This window comes from Staphylococcus lutrae (genome assembly GCF_002101335.1).
In the GTDB taxonomy this organism is placed as follows: Bacteria; Bacillota; Bacilli; order Staphylococcales; family Staphylococcaceae; genus Staphylococcus; species Staphylococcus lutrae.
The window spans coordinates 1,867,364-1,883,001 of record NZ_CP020773.1; the positions used below are offsets into that span (position 1 = coordinate 1,867,364).

The 15,638-nt window shown below is 38.5% G+C and carries 17 protein-coding genes; 7 read left to right on the top strand and 10 right to left on the bottom strand.

The features are described from left to right. The first annotated feature begins 53 nt into the window (after positions 1 to 53). Positions 54 to 1,367: a Na+/H+ antiporter family protein gene (locus B5P37_RS08700; protein ID WP_085237850.1), complete on the top strand. Its 1,314-nt coding sequence runs from the start codon at positions 54 to 56 to the stop codon at positions 1,365 to 1,367. A 21-nt stretch (positions 1,368 to 1,388) separates the two neighbouring features. Then, entirely contained in the window at positions 1,389 to 1,763 is a 375-nt protein-coding gene (locus B5P37_RS08705; protein ID WP_085237851.1) for a PaaI family thioesterase, read from the top strand. A gap of 185 nt (positions 1,764 to 1,948) precedes the next feature. Here the strand turns inward: B5P37_RS08705 and B5P37_RS08710 are convergent, their stop codons facing one another. The 8 genes from B5P37_RS08710 to kapB all read right to left on the bottom strand — a co-directional run bounded on the left by B5P37_RS08710 (position 1,949) and on the right by kapB (position 8,226). Then, positions 1,949 to 2,305 (bottom strand): Na+/H+ antiporter subunit G1, encoded by a 357-nt coding sequence (locus tag B5P37_RS08710; RefSeq protein ID WP_085237852.1) that lies wholly within the window; start codon positions 2,303 to 2,305, stop codon positions 1,949 to 1,951. Further along, complete coding sequence (locus B5P37_RS08715) at positions 2,283 to 2,576, bottom strand: Na(+)/H(+) antiporter subunit F1 (RefSeq protein ID WP_085237853.1); 294 nt, start codon at positions 2,574 to 2,576, stop codon at positions 2,283 to 2,285. Before B5P37_RS08715 ends, B5P37_RS08710 begins: the two co-directional genes overlap by 23 nt. Continuing rightward, on the bottom strand, positions 2,576 to 3,055 hold the full coding sequence (locus B5P37_RS08720; protein WP_085237854.1) for a Na+/H+ antiporter subunit E: 480 nt from the start codon (positions 3,053 to 3,055) through the stop codon (positions 2,576 to 2,578). Before B5P37_RS08720 ends, B5P37_RS08715 begins: the two co-directional genes overlap by 1 nt. A 1-nt stretch (position 3,056) precedes the next feature. Next, positions 3,057 to 4,556, bottom strand: coding sequence for a Na+/H+ antiporter subunit D (locus B5P37_RS08725; RefSeq protein WP_085237855.1), 1,500 nt, complete (start codon positions 4,554 to 4,556; stop codon positions 3,057 to 3,059). After that, positions 4,546 to 4,893, bottom strand: a complete 348-nt coding sequence (mnhC1, locus tag B5P37_RS08730) for a Na+/H+ antiporter Mnh1 subunit C (protein WP_085237856.1) — start codon at positions 4,891 to 4,893, stop codon at positions 4,546 to 4,548. Before mnhC1 ends, B5P37_RS08725 begins: the two co-directional genes overlap by 11 nt. Then, positions 4,893 to 5,339 (bottom strand): Na(+)/H(+) antiporter subunit B, encoded by a 447-nt coding sequence (locus B5P37_RS08735; RefSeq protein ID WP_085238452.1) that lies wholly within the window; start codon positions 5,337 to 5,339, stop codon positions 4,893 to 4,895. Before B5P37_RS08735 ends, mnhC1 begins: the two co-directional genes overlap by 1 nt. Then, a complete protein-coding gene (locus tag B5P37_RS08740; RefSeq protein ID WP_085237857.1) occupies positions 5,302 to 7,719 on the bottom strand; it encodes a Na+/H+ antiporter subunit A in 2,418 nt (805 codons plus the stop codon). Before B5P37_RS08740 ends, B5P37_RS08735 begins: the two co-directional genes overlap by 38 nt. Before the next feature lie 126 nt (positions 7,720 to 7,845). Next, positions 7,846 to 8,226 carry a sporulation phosphorelay system protein KapB gene (kapB, locus tag B5P37_RS08745; protein WP_085237858.1) on the bottom strand — a complete coding sequence of 127 codons (381 nt, stop codon included), beginning with the start codon at positions 8,224 to 8,226 and terminating at the stop codon, positions 7,846 to 7,848. A gap of 73 nt (positions 8,227 to 8,299) precedes the next feature. Between kapB and B5P37_RS08750 the strand changes: the two genes are divergently transcribed. Next, positions 8,300 to 8,893, top strand: a complete 594-nt coding sequence (locus tag B5P37_RS08750; RefSeq protein ID WP_085237859.1) for a peptidylprolyl isomerase — start codon at positions 8,300 to 8,302, stop codon at positions 8,891 to 8,893. Between the two features lie 27 nt (positions 8,894 to 8,920). Further along, a complete protein-coding gene (locus B5P37_RS08755; RefSeq protein ID WP_085237860.1) occupies positions 8,921 to 9,184 on the top strand; it encodes a DUF1871 family protein in 264 nt (87 codons plus the stop codon). A 504-nt stretch (positions 9,185 to 9,688) separates the two neighbouring features. Here the strand turns inward: B5P37_RS08755 and B5P37_RS08760 are convergent. Together B5P37_RS08760 and ygs are read right to left on the bottom strand one after the other, a co-directional pair. Beyond that, positions 9,689 to 9,889, bottom strand: coding sequence for a cold-shock protein (locus B5P37_RS08760; protein WP_014614408.1), 201 nt, complete (start codon positions 9,887 to 9,889; stop codon positions 9,689 to 9,691). Positions 9,890 to 10,157: 268 nt separating this feature from the next. Continuing rightward, a complete protein-coding gene (ygs, locus tag B5P37_RS08765; protein ID WP_085237861.1) occupies positions 10,158 to 10,547 on the bottom strand; it encodes a S1 domain-containing post-transcriptional regulator Ygs in 390 nt (129 codons plus the stop codon). 756 nt (positions 10,548 to 11,303) lie between these two features. On the opposite strand from ygs, the gene pruA reads away from it, so the two are divergent. The 3 genes from pruA (at position 11,304) to B5P37_RS08780 (ending at position 15,573) form a co-directional block, all read left to right on the top strand. Next, positions 11,304 to 12,848 carry an L-glutamate gamma-semialdehyde dehydrogenase gene (gene pruA, locus B5P37_RS08770; RefSeq protein WP_085237862.1) on the top strand — a complete coding sequence of 515 codons (1,545 nt, stop codon included), beginning with the start codon at positions 11,304 to 11,306 and terminating at the stop codon, positions 12,846 to 12,848. Between the two features lie 174 nt (positions 12,849 to 13,022). Next, positions 13,023 to 14,222, top strand: coding sequence for an ornithine--oxo-acid transaminase (locus tag B5P37_RS08775; RefSeq protein ID WP_085237863.1), 1,200 nt, complete (start codon positions 13,023 to 13,025; stop codon positions 14,220 to 14,222). Positions 14,223 to 14,328: 106 nt separating this feature from the next. After that, positions 14,329 to 15,573, top strand: a complete 1,245-nt coding sequence (locus tag B5P37_RS08780) for a Glu/Leu/Phe/Val family dehydrogenase (protein WP_085237864.1) — start codon at positions 14,329 to 14,331, stop codon at positions 15,571 to 15,573. The last annotated feature ends 65 nt before the right edge of the window (positions 15,574 to 15,638 follow it).

Consider the following 15,638-nt stretch of genomic DNA (forward strand, 5'->3'; position numbering starts at 1 on the left):
TAGTATTGTACACGGATGCTTTAACTCGATAATGAACTAAAGGAGACTGAGAAATGAATTCAGTATTAATAGCAGTTGTGATTATGATCGTGCTCTGTTTATGTCGACTCAATGTCGTTATTAGCTTGTTTATCAGTGCACTCGTTGGTGGGTGGCTTGCAGGCCTGCCATTTGAAAAAACGATTTCTACATTTACAAATAATATCGTGGATGGTGCTGAAGTTGCGCTCAGTTATGCTTTATTAGGCGGATTTGCCGCGTTGATTTCATATAGTGGTATTACAGATTATCTCGTCAGAAAAATTATCTTTTTTATCCGTGCAGAGAATACAAAGGTGTCACGCTTAAAAGTTAAAATTTTGATGGTGACGGCGTTGTTAGCGCTCAGTATTATGAGTCAAAACGTTATTCCTGTACACATTGCGTTTATTCCAATTGTTATTCCACCGTTATTAAGTCTGTTTAACGAGTTGGAGATAGATCGTCGATTGATTGCGATGGTGATTGGTTTTGGACTTTGTTTTCCATATGTATTATTACCTTTTGGTTTTGGTCATATATTCCATGAAATTATACAAAAAGGATTTGATAAAGCCGGACACCCCATCGAATTTAATATGATTTGGAAAGCCATGTTGATTCCTGCTTCTGGCTATATAATTGGACTCATTATCGCCATGTTTTATTACCGTAAGCCCAGAACTTACCGTAAAATAGAAGCAGCAACTGAAGAAGACACAACGCGAATTAAACCAGCGGCGATTATCGTCACGCTCGTTGCCATCGTTGTGACCTTTGTCGTACAGACATTATTTGATTCGATGATTTTTGGCGCTTTAGCAGGGGTGCTCGTCTTTTTTGTATCAGGTCTTTATTCATGGCGTCAACTGGATGATCAGTTTGTAGACGGTATAAAAATTATGGCCTATATTGGGTGTGTCATTTTAAGTGCAAATGGGTTCGCAGGGGTGATGAATCAGACGGGTGATATCAAAAAGTTAGTGGACGGTTTGACGTTCATTTCAGGACAACATCAATTTGTTAGTATTATTCTCATGTATCTTATCGGTCTTATCGTCACACTAGGAATCGGGTCTTCTTTTGCAACGATACCGATTTTGGCTGCGTTATTTATTCCTTTTGGTGAAGCGATGGGAATGAGTACGATGGCATTAATCGCACTAATAGGAACTGCGGGGGCTTTAGGTGATTCAGGCTCTCCGGCAAGTGATTCGACGTTAGGGCCGACTGCAGGACTCAATGTCGATGGACAACATGATCATATCCGAGATACATGTATTCCAAACTTTGTGTTTTATAATGTTCCTTTGATTATAATGGGAACGATTGCAGCACTCGTATTATAATAGTGAAAAGGAGTGGGTTGTATGACAAATTTGATAGAATTGTTAGAAATGACAATAGTCGATCAAAAAGACGGCTATGTTAAAATGGCGATGCCGGTCACAGACAAAGTCAAACAACCATTTGGATATTTACATGGTGGTGCGACATTGGCACTCGGTGAAACGACATGTTCAATCGGTTCTGCGCATTTGTTAGATACTTCAAAATATATTCCATTAGGTTTGGAAATGAATGCGAATCATATTCAATCCGTACGCGAAGGTATCGTTTATGCAGAGGCACGTCTTTTACATCAAGGGCGTACAACGCATGTGTGGGATATTCATATAAAAAGTGACACCAATGTATTAATCTCTGTCATGCGTGGAACGATAGCAATTAAGCCGTTGAAATAAGTCCACCGAATATGTACGGTGATGCCGAGTTCAGACGCGAACCCTTTTCTTCAATCTTTCAAGAGATAAGATTGAAGGAAATCATAGTAGAAGAGATTGAACACGCAGGTCGAAATAGTACTGAATAAAAACAATCGGGACAGCCCCCACTAAAGAGGGTGTCCCGATTGTTTTTATTATGGTAGTTACAATTTTGTGTCTTTAATATCTTCTTTTACTTCGTCTAATTTTAATCTTTTTGACGCAGGTGTTTTCAGATTATATGCGGCTTTCAACACGAGGTGACTCGCTAATGGTCCCGTAATGAAAACGAAAACAATACCGATTAAAAGTTGAAAGTTGATGTAACCTTCTTTGCCGATAAAGTAGATAAAAGTGCCGGTTAGAAGGAGCATCGTTCCCAAAGTGGACGCTTTCCCGGCCGCATGTGCACGTGAATAGACATCATCTAAACGTATCATGCCAATCGCAGCAAGGACACTAAATAATGCGCCGATAAAAACAAGAATGAGCCCGATGCTAATCGTGATCGTTTCTGTCATACTCAATCACCTGACCTTTATCCATAAATTTAGCAAAAACAGCAGTCCCTAAAAAGGCAAGAATACCGATTAACAAAATAGCGACAATCATATAATGTGTCCCTAGTATGATAGAGAACAACCCGATGACAGCCATGAGTTGAATCCCAATTGCGTCTAAAGCAACGACGCGATCAGGTAAAGTAGGGCCAATAATGACGCGCACGAGTATAGCTAAAATGGAAAGTACAACGATAACTAAGGCAATAATGATGAAAATATCATAGTTCATTACGATTCACCTACTTCTTTCACTGCTTTTTCAAGCGATCCTTTAATACTCGCAACTTCTTCCTCTTTAGTTGAGAAATTGAGGCAGTGGATATACAAACGTTTCATATCATCATTAATACCAATGACGACAGTACCTGGTGTTAAAGTGATTAAGTTGGATAGTAATGCCACTTGCCACTTATGTTCTAAATCCGTTTCATAAACGAAGAATGCGGATTCGTTTTTAATACGCGGTTGAAGAATAATACGCAATACATCGATGTTCGCTTTAATCAATTCGAATAAAAAGACAAACATCAATTGAACGACTCTATATAAAGTAATGATATAAAATCGGCCAGGTAAAACTTTGCGCATTAAGTAAACGAGTAATAGCGCAAAAAGGTAGCCTAAAACGAAAGCGTTCATGGTATAACTGTCTGATAGAAAGAGCCAAAAAATAGCTAAAATAATATTGACGACAATTTGTACTGCCATATTACTTCACCCCCAATACGCTTTGAATATATGTGTCTGGTTGATAGAATGACTTCGCTGCTTCTGACACAATTGGATAAAGTGATCCAGCGGTAAGACCAAAGACAACTGCAATAACGACAGATAATATACTCACAGCGAGTAAACCACGGTGATGAAGGCGTGGATTGTATACATAGCCATAACTCTTACCAAAGAATCCACGTAAGAAAATGTTGATGACTGAATACAGTACGGCAAGGCTAGAAAGTAAAACGATAATACCCGTCGCATAGAATCCTTCTTCAAACGCGGCTTGAACGATATAAAGTTTGCCGTAGAACCCACTCAATGGTGGAATACCGGCTAAACTAAGCGCGGCAATAAAAAAGGTCCAACCGAGCACAGGATAATGGTGAATCAGTCCACCAAAATCACGTAAATCTGTACTTTTCGTAATTTTAAACATAATTCCAATGATGAAGAATAAGGCAGCTTTAATCAACATGTCGTGAAGCGTATAATAAATGGCACCAATCATACCAGCCTCACTCATTAAACCAACACCGACTAAAATGACACCTACTGCAATCATAATGTTGTATAAAATAATACGTTTTGTGTCTCTAAAGCCAACTGCGCCGATGGAACCAAAAATAATCGTCAACATCGCAAGCGCTAAAATCGTATAGTGTGAAAACGTGAGTGTATGATGGAAAAACAAACTCATAACACGCGCAATCGCATATACCCCTACCTTAGTCAGTAAGGCACCGAAAAACGCAATAATTGCGAACGGCGGTGCGTAATAGGCGCCAGGCAACCATACATACATTGGGAAAACCCCGGCCTTGGTCGCAAATACAAAAATGAATAAAATAAACGCAATACTTAATAGTCCTGGATGCGTTTCAGAGACCGTATTTAGTTTTTGACTAATATCAGCTAAATTCAGTGTTCCGACAATAGAGTATAATATCCCGACTGCGATGACGAAGAAAGCAGAGGAGACCACGTTCACTAAAAGATATTTTACACTCTCCTGGAGTTGAATCTTTGTTCCGCCGATCACCATTAAACCATAGGATGACATTAAAAAGACTTCGAAAAAGACGAATAAGTTGAAAATGTCGCCTGTAATAAATGCGCCGTTAATCCCTGTTAACATCATCATGACTGTGAAATAGTAGTAATACGTTTCACGATGCAATCCGATAGATTGATACGAAAACAAAATGACTAAAAGGGTAATCGTCACACTTGTCGTAACAAGAAGTGCACTGAATAAGTCGAGCACGAAAACGATACTATAAGGTGCTTTCCATGACCCGAGCTCTAACACAATAGGGCGGCCATTGTGCCAGACGTTGACTAAGTTCCAAACTGAGAAAGTTAAGGTCAACAGCGTACCGGTAAATGCGATATAACGTTTAATAAAAGGGCGATGGCCACTAAAAATCAATAGAATCGCTGTTATGATAGGGATAACTAAGACCATAACAATTAAGTTTTCATTCATCATCTTCTTGTGGCACCCCTTTCATTTTTTCAACGTTGTCTGTACCTAGTTCTTTATAACTTCTAAACGCGAGAACTAAGAAAAAGGCAGTGACCGCAAATGAGATGACAATCGCTGTTAATATTAATGCTTGTGGGATAGGATCAACATAATTAGTAACGCCCTTCTCATAAATTGGGACATTACCATTTTTAAGACCACCCATCGTTAGAATAAATAAATTTGCTGCATGTGAAAGTAATGTCGTACCAATAATAATTCTTATCAAACTTTTAGAAAGAATGAGGTAGACACTGATAGATGTAAGTAAACCACAAACGATGATCAATACAATTTCCATTACTCATTCTCTCCAATCGTTAGAATAATTGTCAGTACTGTGCCAATAACGACGAACAACACACCTGTATCAAAAATAACAGCAGTGTGTAGATGCACAGGTTGGAGTAGTGGTAAAGGAATATCCACCGCTGTGTGGGTGAAGAAGTTTTTACCATATGTCCAGCTGAGCATCGGCGCACCGACACAGAAACTCATACCTAAAGCAATTAATTTCTTAAAATCCCAAGGGAAAACTTTGCGCAATGTTTTAACGTCAAATGCGACTGCAATAATGACAAGTGCACTTGAAACGAGTAAACCACCAATAAAGCCGCCTCCGGGTGTATAATGTCCAGCTAAGAAAAGGGAGAATCCGAACATCATTATTAAGAAAAAGATAATCAATGCCGAGTACTGCGCAACTAAATCATTTTTCTGTCTGTTCAACTTTCTCAATCCTTTCATAACCATTTTTGTGTTTAGCACGTAATTTAATTAACGTATAAATCCCCATACCTGCAATGCCGAGTACAGCGGATTCAAATAAAGTATCGGTACCCCGGAAGTCCACAAGAATAACATTGATCATATTTTTACCTGCAGCGAGGTCAAAAACATGTTCTTTATAGAAAGAACTAATTGATTCGAAATGACGATTTCCATATGCAATGAGTCCTAAAACAACCACAACTGCCCCCACACCGATAGAAATGAGTGCATTAACGACACGATAACGAATGGATTCGTTGTAACGGCTCATGTTGGGTAAGTGATAGAAACAAAGTAAAAACAGTGCTGTAGAAATCGTTTCAACAACGAATTGTGTTAAAGCGAGATCCGGTGCATTAAAGAAAATGAAAAATATTGCCATTGAATAGCCGACCGCACTTAACATAATAATGCTGAATAGGCGTGAACGGGCAAAGATAATCATCACGGCCGCAATTGTAATAGTAATCACTGAGATAAATTCATAAGATCGAATCGATGACACCTTCACAAAATCGACGTTAAAAGGTACGAAAATCAATGTGACGAAAGTAATCACAATCATCATAAAGAAAATGATTAACAAGTTGTTACGATTAAATCCGGTCATATACGTTCTTGTAATTTGTGTTGCATAATAAGGGGTATAACGACCCGTTTGATTATACCAATGATTTAATGTCAGTTGTTTCGGTATCGCTTTAAGAATCGGCACCCAACGTTTGAAAGTGAGTAGTAATAATACACCTACAATGTAAATCATCAAAGTGGATAAGAATGCCGGTGTGAAGCCATGCCATAGTTGGAATGATGCTTCAACTTGATTCGTATGTGCAATCGATTTGACGGCCGGCTCGACAAAAGGTACCGCAACAATACTTGGAAATAAACCAATCGCAATGACGAATATCGCTAAAATGATTGGTGAAATATTCATCAGCATAGGTGCTTCATGCGCTTTATTTGGTAATACATCGGGTTGATGTGAACCTAAGAAAATTTCAGATATGAATTTAAACGCATAAACAAATGTAAAAATACTGCCGACGATTGCCACGACTGGTATAGCCAAGCCAACGGTATTTAAGCTGAATATAGGTGCATGAGTTACTTCAAGCATGGCCTCAAGAAACTGTTCTTTAGATAAGAATCCATTAAATGGCGGGACACCAGCCATACTTAAAGATGTAATGACAGACAGAGTGAATGAAATCGGCATGATGGTCATTAAACCGCCAAGTTTGCGAATATCACGTGTTCCAGTAGCATGATCGACTGCACCAGTAATCATGAAAAGTGCACCTTTAAATGTTGCATGGTTAATAAGATGGAAAATCGCTGCACTATATGCGGCAAGATAAAGTTGGCTTTCTACGCCTTCAAAATGATAGCTCACTGCACCGACACCTAGCATTGACATAATCATACCGAGTTGAGATACAGTTGAAAAAGCGAGAATACCTTTTAAATCTTGCTGCTTCGTTGCATTTAGGGATCCCCAGAAGAGTGTGACGAGTCCAAAAAGCGTCACCGTCCAAATCCATCCTTGAGATACTGCGAAAATGGGTGTTAAACGTGCAATAAGGTAAATCCCTGCTTTAACCATGGTTGCTGAATGAAGGTACGCACTCACAGGCGTCGGTGCCTCCATCGCATCCGGTAACCAAATATAAAATGGAAACTGTGCAGATTTTGTCATTGCACCAATAATGATGAGCACCATGGCAATGATAAAAATGGGTGACGTTTGAACTTGAGATACATTTTCGATGATTTCACGAATACGCCATGTACCAGAAGCCAGGTAGAGTAAGATGAAGCCACCGAGTAAAGATAATCCACCAAAAACGGTAATCATCATTGATTTCATCGCACCATACAATGATTTTTCTTTATGCCGCCAAAATGATATGAGTAAGAAACTTGAAAATGATGTTAATTCCCAGAAAAAGTAAAGTACGAGTAGATTGTCTGAAAGTACTACACCTAACATCGCACTCATAAACATTAACAAGTAACAATAGAAATGACCGAGTTGTTCTGATTGGCTGATATAACTAATTGAATATAGTACGACAAGACTCCCAACGCCTGTAATCAGTAAACTAAATAACAATCCTAGGCCATCAACATAAACATCAAAGTTCATCCCAATTTGTGGCATCCAAGCGGCGGATTGTTCTGTAAATTGCCCGGACATTGTTGGTTTAATGTAAGATGTAAAATAAGCAAACAATACTACCGGTATCGGTAATACAAACCAGCCGAGATGGATGCGTTTGTAAAAGCGATACAAAATCGGAATGAGTATTGCAAATATTAACGGTAGCAAGACCGCTATATGTAACCAACTCATAGATTGCCCTCCTTTAAAAACTACGATACACATATTATACATGATTATGAAACCTGTGAAAAATATGCCACTGCAACGGTGAGCCCGTTTTCCAGTGACATTTAAATAAGAAGAAACGCAATTGTATTATAAAAAGTTTGTCCGATATTGACTTGCGTAATCTTTCTTCAATTGTTCTAAACAATCTAAAGATGCGTGGGCATATGGCGTATCCATTGCTTTTAGCTGATTTTCAAGCGCTGTGAGTGCACGTTGAAGTGTGACTGTATAATCTTCTATCTCACCGTCGAAAGGACTGAGACGACTTTGCGATGTCAACCGTTTTTCATATAAACTGAGTGCTTTTCTTTCATGAAAAAAGACACCTTCTACTTCGTTTGGATGATGAAGATCTCCTTGTTTAGGATGTTTAATGACCTGTAAAACTTTAACTAGACACTGGTTTTCCTGATTTTCAACAACTTCTACAACATAAACCCCTGTTTTATGTGCAAAACGATAAAGCATGTGAATACCATCCTCTCCCAAATATGTTAAAATAGTGATATACAACAGTTTATCATGAATGGAGTATTAAAAAATGACTAAATATCCACAATTAACAAAAGAAATTCAAGAAAATGAAATTAAAGTAATCATGCATACAAATAAAGGGGACATGACATTAAAATTATTCCCTGAAATTGCACCAAAAACAGTTAAAAACTTTGTTGAACTTTCTAAAAAAGGCTACTACGATGGAATTACGTTCCACCGCGTGATCAATGATTTTATGATTCAAGGTGGAGATCCGACTGGTACAGGTATGGGTGGCGAAAGTATTTACGGTGGACCATTTGAAGATGAATTTTCAGAGCATGCTTTCAATTTATATGGCGCATTATCTATGGCAAATGCGGGTCCTGGTACGAATGGCTCACAATTTTTTATCGTTCAAATGAAGGAAGTACCGGCACAAATGATTCATCAATTAGTTGATGGTGGTTGGCCAGAAGAAATCGCTGAAGCTTATAAAGAAAAAGGGGGCACACCTTGGTTAGATCAAAAACATACTGTATTCGGTCAACTCATTGAAGGTGAAGCAACTTTAGAAGATATCGCAAGTGTAAAAGTTGGTGCACAAGATAAACCGACGTACGATGTTGTGATTGAATCAATCGAAATTGAAGAATAATGATGTGACATAAATGGGGGACATCGCATGGCAAATAATGATTTGAATATTCGTCTGTATCAATATTTAGCGGATTGGAATCCGATGCAATTTGATGATCCAACGATGGGAGATGCAGAAGTTTACGAGATGATGGATGCGGTACATCAATTAGGTGAACCAGAAGCTGTGGCACAAGCATTTCAAAAGATTTATCAATTTTCTTTTGATGAAACCTTACCGTTTGAGGTATGTCTATCGAGAGCAACGGTAGCGGTGAATATGCAGTCATATTGCCATACGTCATCATAATATTTATCGTGCATTATAGTTACTACGGTGACGCAAGTGTCATGCCTTTTATAACCATCGTTTCATAAATTTTGAATCGTATAGAATAAAAGATGGGGATATAGGAGGAGAGCAGGCTGATGAAATGTTCATTAGACTGCTTTCTTAATATATAGGCGCTTTGTCAAAGTAGGGAAAGGTCGTCCTAAAGCTTATCCCGTTCAATGATTTGATGATCAGGGCGTTTTCGACAGCATTTACATCTTTTGAATATTTTAATCATTAAACATTGAATGATTTTTAAGTTTAATACTTTTATTCCAATCATTTTTAATATATCATTATACATAGGCACGAATATCTCTCCTTAATTTGTTGGTTTCATCACTTACAATTATAGAGATATTTGTGCTATTTTTGTATTTAAAACAAAAATAACGGCCAGTGATCAACTCACCAACCGTTAAAAGTAAAGAACCAAAAAAAAACGAGGCGTATAAGCCTCGTCAATCTATAAAATGTAAATTACATTTTTACAACGTTAGCTGCTTGCGCGCCACGTTCGCCTTCTACGATATCAAAGTCAACATTTTGACCTTCTTCTAAAGATTTATAGCCATCTCCAACGATTGCTGAGAAATGTACGAATACGTCGTCGCCATTTTCTCTTTCAATAAATCCAAAACCTTTTTCTGCGTTAAACCATTTAACAGTACCGTTATTCATATAGAATACCTCCACGTGCTTTTGCACAAATATTTGCAATAAATTCATTGATTAAAAAAGAGGATATTCTAAACAAATACACTACAATTCAATTCAAGTTCTTTTATTACGATAATCTAACTATACACCTTAATTTAATTAAAGTAAAGGATTTTATTTACAAATTTTAAAAAAATTATCGAAAAGCCTCTAGCACAAGGCGTTTGTATGTATATATAATCCTGAATCATAAAAAGCCAATGCACAATTTGTACATTGACTTCAAGCGTTATTTAGACTCATATTTCATTTTCTTTTTGGACTGTTTCACCCAATATGGCAAACGTTCCTCTAATGTTCGAAACCCAAATTTCTCAGTTTCCTGAATTTCATCCAATACTGAATATTTACCTTTTTTACGCTCATAATTTTTAAAATAATCATTATCTTTGAGGGATAAATTTAATTTTCCGTTTTGATCAATCGAGATGATTTTGGCTTTCACGGTTTGACCCGGCGATAAAATCTTCTTTAAATTGTGCACATAATCATCCATGATTTCGGAAATATGAATGAGTCCTTCAGTACTGTCAGGGGTCTCGACGAAAGCGCCGTAGGGTTGAATACCAGTCACGCGCACTTTGACATGTTGGCCAACACGATACTGTTTTTTCAACATTCATAACCCCTTATCGATTTGTATTTAACATTTTTATCATAGCACATCTCTAAAAAATATCCTAACATTCATTTCTTTAACCGCATACAATTAATGATGAGCCAGTTTATGGCAACAGATGTGATGAAGCCATGGAAGTATTTTCGATATCAGTTATCTGCCTACGAAATTAAAAAATGTAGGCGAGGGATCGAGCATTTGAACATTGTATCAATGACAGAAGAAATGTTCTAACAATTAAATAGGAGGAGATTGGTAAGTGTAAAATGATAAATGAACATGGAAGCGCTGTTGCAAAAGCTGTGCTAAAAAGGCTATAATGCTAGTGGATGAAAGCGCTTAATATAGGGGTGAAACAATACAGACCAGACACGATCTATCATCTGAACGTAGAAAGGTTTAGTTTGATCATTGTCAATCGAGATCAGGTACCTAAGGGATGAGCCGCAGTCGAGCATTCATGTGGGTTTCCGGTCCTTTGTGATATGTCATATTGCCCACTTTAGTCGAAAAAACGAAGTGAATACGCCCTTAATGTCCATCTTATAGACAAGCATAATGCATGGATTGCAAGATTTTGACGCAACGAACCGTGCATGAGGTCTCAATCCTATTCTCAACTCTAACTGTGATATCGTCCGCATGTGATGTAGCCTAATACAAGGATAATGAAAGTTTTTTCTTTTACAAATAAGCTGTGGATATGTCATGATAGATGTAAGGGCTTTCTTAAACAAAACAAAGGAGGATTTTTAAATGATTCCATATGAGCATGAACCATTTACAGATTTTACACGAGAGGAGAACCGAAAAGCTTATTTTCGTGCATTAGAAAAAGTAGAAAGTGAGCTTGGAAAAGAATATCCGCTTATTATTGGAGGAGAACGCGTTTTTACTGAGGAGAAAACACGCGTGTATAATCCTTCAAATCGTGAAGAAACAATTGGTTACGTCTCAAAAGCGACTAAAGCACATGCGCAACAGGCATTAGAAGCAGCGAAAGAAGCGTTTAAAACATGGAGAAATGTAGATCCGAAAGTGCGTGCGAACATTTTGTTTAGAGCAGCTGCTTTAACGCGTAAACGTAAGCATGAATTTTCAGCATTGCTTTCAAAAGAAGGGGGCAAGCCTTGGAAAGAGGCAGATGCAGATACAGCTGAAGCGATTGACTTTATGGAATATTACGGTCGCCAAATGCTCGAACTGAAAGACGGTAAACGTGTCAACAGTCGTCCTGGTGAGTACAATCAATTCGATTATTTACCGGTCGGTGTGAGTGTTGTGATTTCTCCATGGAACTTCGCGTATGCCATCATGGCGGGGACAACAGCAGCACCCGTAGTAACAGGGAACACAGTATTGTTGAAACCTTCTTCTAATACACCGATTATTTCATATAAATTTATGGAGGTGTTAGAAGAAGCGGGCTTGCCTAAAGGTGTTGTGAACTGGATTCCGGGTTCTTCAAGTGAGATTGGTGACTTTTTAATTGAAAACAAAGATGTCGGTTTGATTTCATTTACTGGTTCTAAAAAAGTGGGTCAAGAGATTATCCAAAAAGCAGCGGTCATCCAAGAGGGTCAAAATCATATCAAACGTGTGATTGCTGAAATGGGTGGTAAAGATGCCATCATCGTTGATAACGAGGCAGATTTACAAGTGGCAACTGATGCTATTGTCTACTCCGCTTTTGGTTTTTCTGGACAAAAATGTTCGGCATGTTCACGTGTCATTGCACACCAAGACATATACGATGAATTGTTAGAACGTGTAAAAGCAGAAACGGAAAAAATCAAAGTGGGTAACGCAGCGGAACCTGATACGTATGTTGGACCAGTTATTGATCAAAAATCATTAGATAAAATTAAAAACTATATTGAAATCGGTAAAAAAGAAGGCCGCCTGATTACAGGAGGTCGGACGGATGAATCGGTAGGTAACTTTGTGTATCCAACGATTTTTGCAGATTTAGATCCTCATTCACGAATCATGCAAGAAGAAATTTTTGGACCTGTCGTTGGTTTTACAAAAGTTAAAGATTTTGATGAAGCCATTGACGTCGCAAATGACACTGAATATGGTTTAACGGGTGGCGTAATTTCGAATAACCGTTTAAAATTAGAACAAGCACGTCGTGACTTCATGGTCGGTAATTTATACTTTAATCGAGGCTGTACAGGTGCGGTGGTAGGTTACCAACCATTCGGCGGGTTCAAAATGTCAGGCACAGATTCAAAAGCAGGTGGACCAGACTACTTAGTGTTACACATGCAAGGTCGTTCAGTATCAGAACATCTATAAATGATGAATTAAATAACGACGGTTACAAGACAATGTGTTTTGTATCGATGTAGGGTAAATCATTGATGAGCAACGTTCATGACTTGAGTGACGAGTATTGATGCGATGTATTCATCGATTTACCCTACACTTTCATGTGAATCGCTAGGCGTATTTTTTTAAGGAGGAGATTGCATGGTAGCAAAATCTGAAGAAATCATTGAAAAAACAAATCATTATGGCGCACACAACTATCTGCCACTTCCTATCGTCATTTCAGAAGCGGAAGGCGTGTGGGTAAAAGACCCAGAAGGCAATCGTTACATGGATATGTTGGCTGCATATTCCGCAGTCAATCAAGGACACCGACACCCTAAAATTATTCAAGCTGTTAAAGAACAAGCTGATCGTGTCACATTAGTTTCTCGTGCATTCCACAGTGAAAATCTAGGCGAATGGTACGAAAAAATTTGTAAATTATCAGGTAAAGAAAAAGCATTACCAATGAATACAGGTGCAGAAGCAGTAGAAACAGCATTGAAAGCTGCACGTCGTTGGGCTTATGAAGTCAAAGGTATCAAACCGAATGAAGCCGAAGTCATTGCGATGATTGGTAACTTCCACGGTCGTACGATGGCACCCGTCTCACTCTCCTCAGAAAAAGAATACCAACGTGGTTATGGTCCGTTGCTAGAAGGCTTTCAAAATGTTGAGTTTGGCAATATTGAAAGTTTAAAAGCAGCGATTAACGAAAATACAGCCGCTGTATTAATTGAACCGATTCAAGGTGAAGCCGGTATTAACATTCCTCCTAAAGGTTATTTAAAAGCTGTTCGTGAACTTTGTGATGAGCACAATGTTTTATTTATCGCAGACGAAATTCAAGCCGGTTTAGGCCGTACAGGTAAGTTGTTTGCGACAGACTGGGATGATGTAAAAGCAGATGTATACATTTTAGGTAAAGCGCTTGGGGGCGGTGTCTTACCAATTTCAGTCGTCCTTGCAGATAAAGAAGTATTAGATGTGTTCACACCAGGATCGCACGGCTCAACATTTGGGGGTAATCCATTAGCGTGTGCAGCTTCAATTGCAGCATTGGATGTGATCGTCGATGAGGATTTACCGGGGCGCTCACTTGAATTGGGTGAGTACTTTAAAAAAGCGCTCGAAGACATTGACCATCCAGCGATAAAAGAAGTGCGTGGTCGCGGTTTATTTATTGGGGTTGAACTTCATGAAAACGCACGTCCATACTGTGAACGTTTAAAAGATGAAGGTTTGTTATGTAAAGAAACGCATGATACGGTCATCCGATTTGCACCGCCTTTAGTCATTACAAAAGAGGAACTAGATTTTGCCATTGACAAAGTGAAAAAAGTATTCGCACAAAGCTAAAAAAGTAATACGAATCGTTTGAGTGAAACACTTTAAAATAGTATGGCTTATGTTACAATACGAATGTAAACGAAAACAATAGTATGAAAAAGAGGCGAAAAGGATCATGGCTGAAAAAAATAATTTAGTGACGTCAACGCAAGGCATCATTAAGGAAGCAATGCATAAATTAGGCTTTGATGATGGCATGTATGAACTTATCAAGGAACCTTTGAGATTTTTAACCGTGCGCATTCCAGTGAGAATGGACGATGGGACAGTTAAAACATTTACAGGTTATCGTGCGCAACATAATGATGCGGTGGGGCCTACAAAAGGTGGCGTGCGTTTTCATCCGGATGTCGATGAAGAAGAAGTTAAAGCATTATCAATGTGGATGACATTAAAGTGCGGTATTGTTGATTTACCATACGGTGGTGGTAAAGGCGGTATTGTTTGTGATCCACGACAAATGAGTATTCATGAAGTAGAACGTTTATCGCGTGGTTATGTCCGTGCGATTTCACAGATTGTTGGACCGACTAAAGATATTCCGGCACCAGACGTATTCACGAATTCACAAATTATGGCGTGGATGATGGATGAATACAGTCAAATGGACGAATTCAACTCTCCAGGATTTATTACAGGTAAACCGATTGTATTAGGTGGATCTCAAGGCCGTGATCGTTCTACAGCTTTAGGTGTCGTGATTGCAATTGAAGAAGCAGCAAAACGTCGTGGTAAATCCATTGAAGGTGCACGTATCGTTATTCAAGGCTTTGGAAATGCAGGAAGTTTCTTAGCGAAGTTTTTGTACGATAGAGGTGCGAAAATTGTAGGTATTTCAGATGCATATGGTGCACTGCACGACCCTGAAGGATTAGATATTGACTATTTATTGGATCGTCGTGACAGTTTTGGTACAGTCACTAATCTGTTTGAAGATACTATTACAAACAAAGAATTATTTGAATTAGATTGTGACATTTTAGTGCCTGCCGCAATTGCGAATCAAATTACTGCTGATAACGCAGCAGATATTAAAGCTGAAATCGTAGTAGAAGCAGCGAATGGACCAACGACACCAGAAGCAACAAAGATTTTAACAGAACGCGGTATCTTACTTGTACCAGATGTACTTGCGAGCGCTGGAGGCGTGACAGTTTCATACTTTGAATGGGTACAAAATAACACAGGTTATTATTGGACAGAAGATGAAGTAAATGAAAAATTACGTGAAAAACTTGTCAATGCGTTCGATACGATTTATAACTTAGCAGAAAATCGTAAAATTGATATGCGTTTAGCGGCGTACATCGTCGGCATTAAGCGTACTGCTGAAGCGGCACGTTACCGCGGTTGGGCATAAAGTACAATGTGAAATGATTGAAAAGCAAGCCATTGAAATGCGATATCCGCATCTCAATGGCTTGT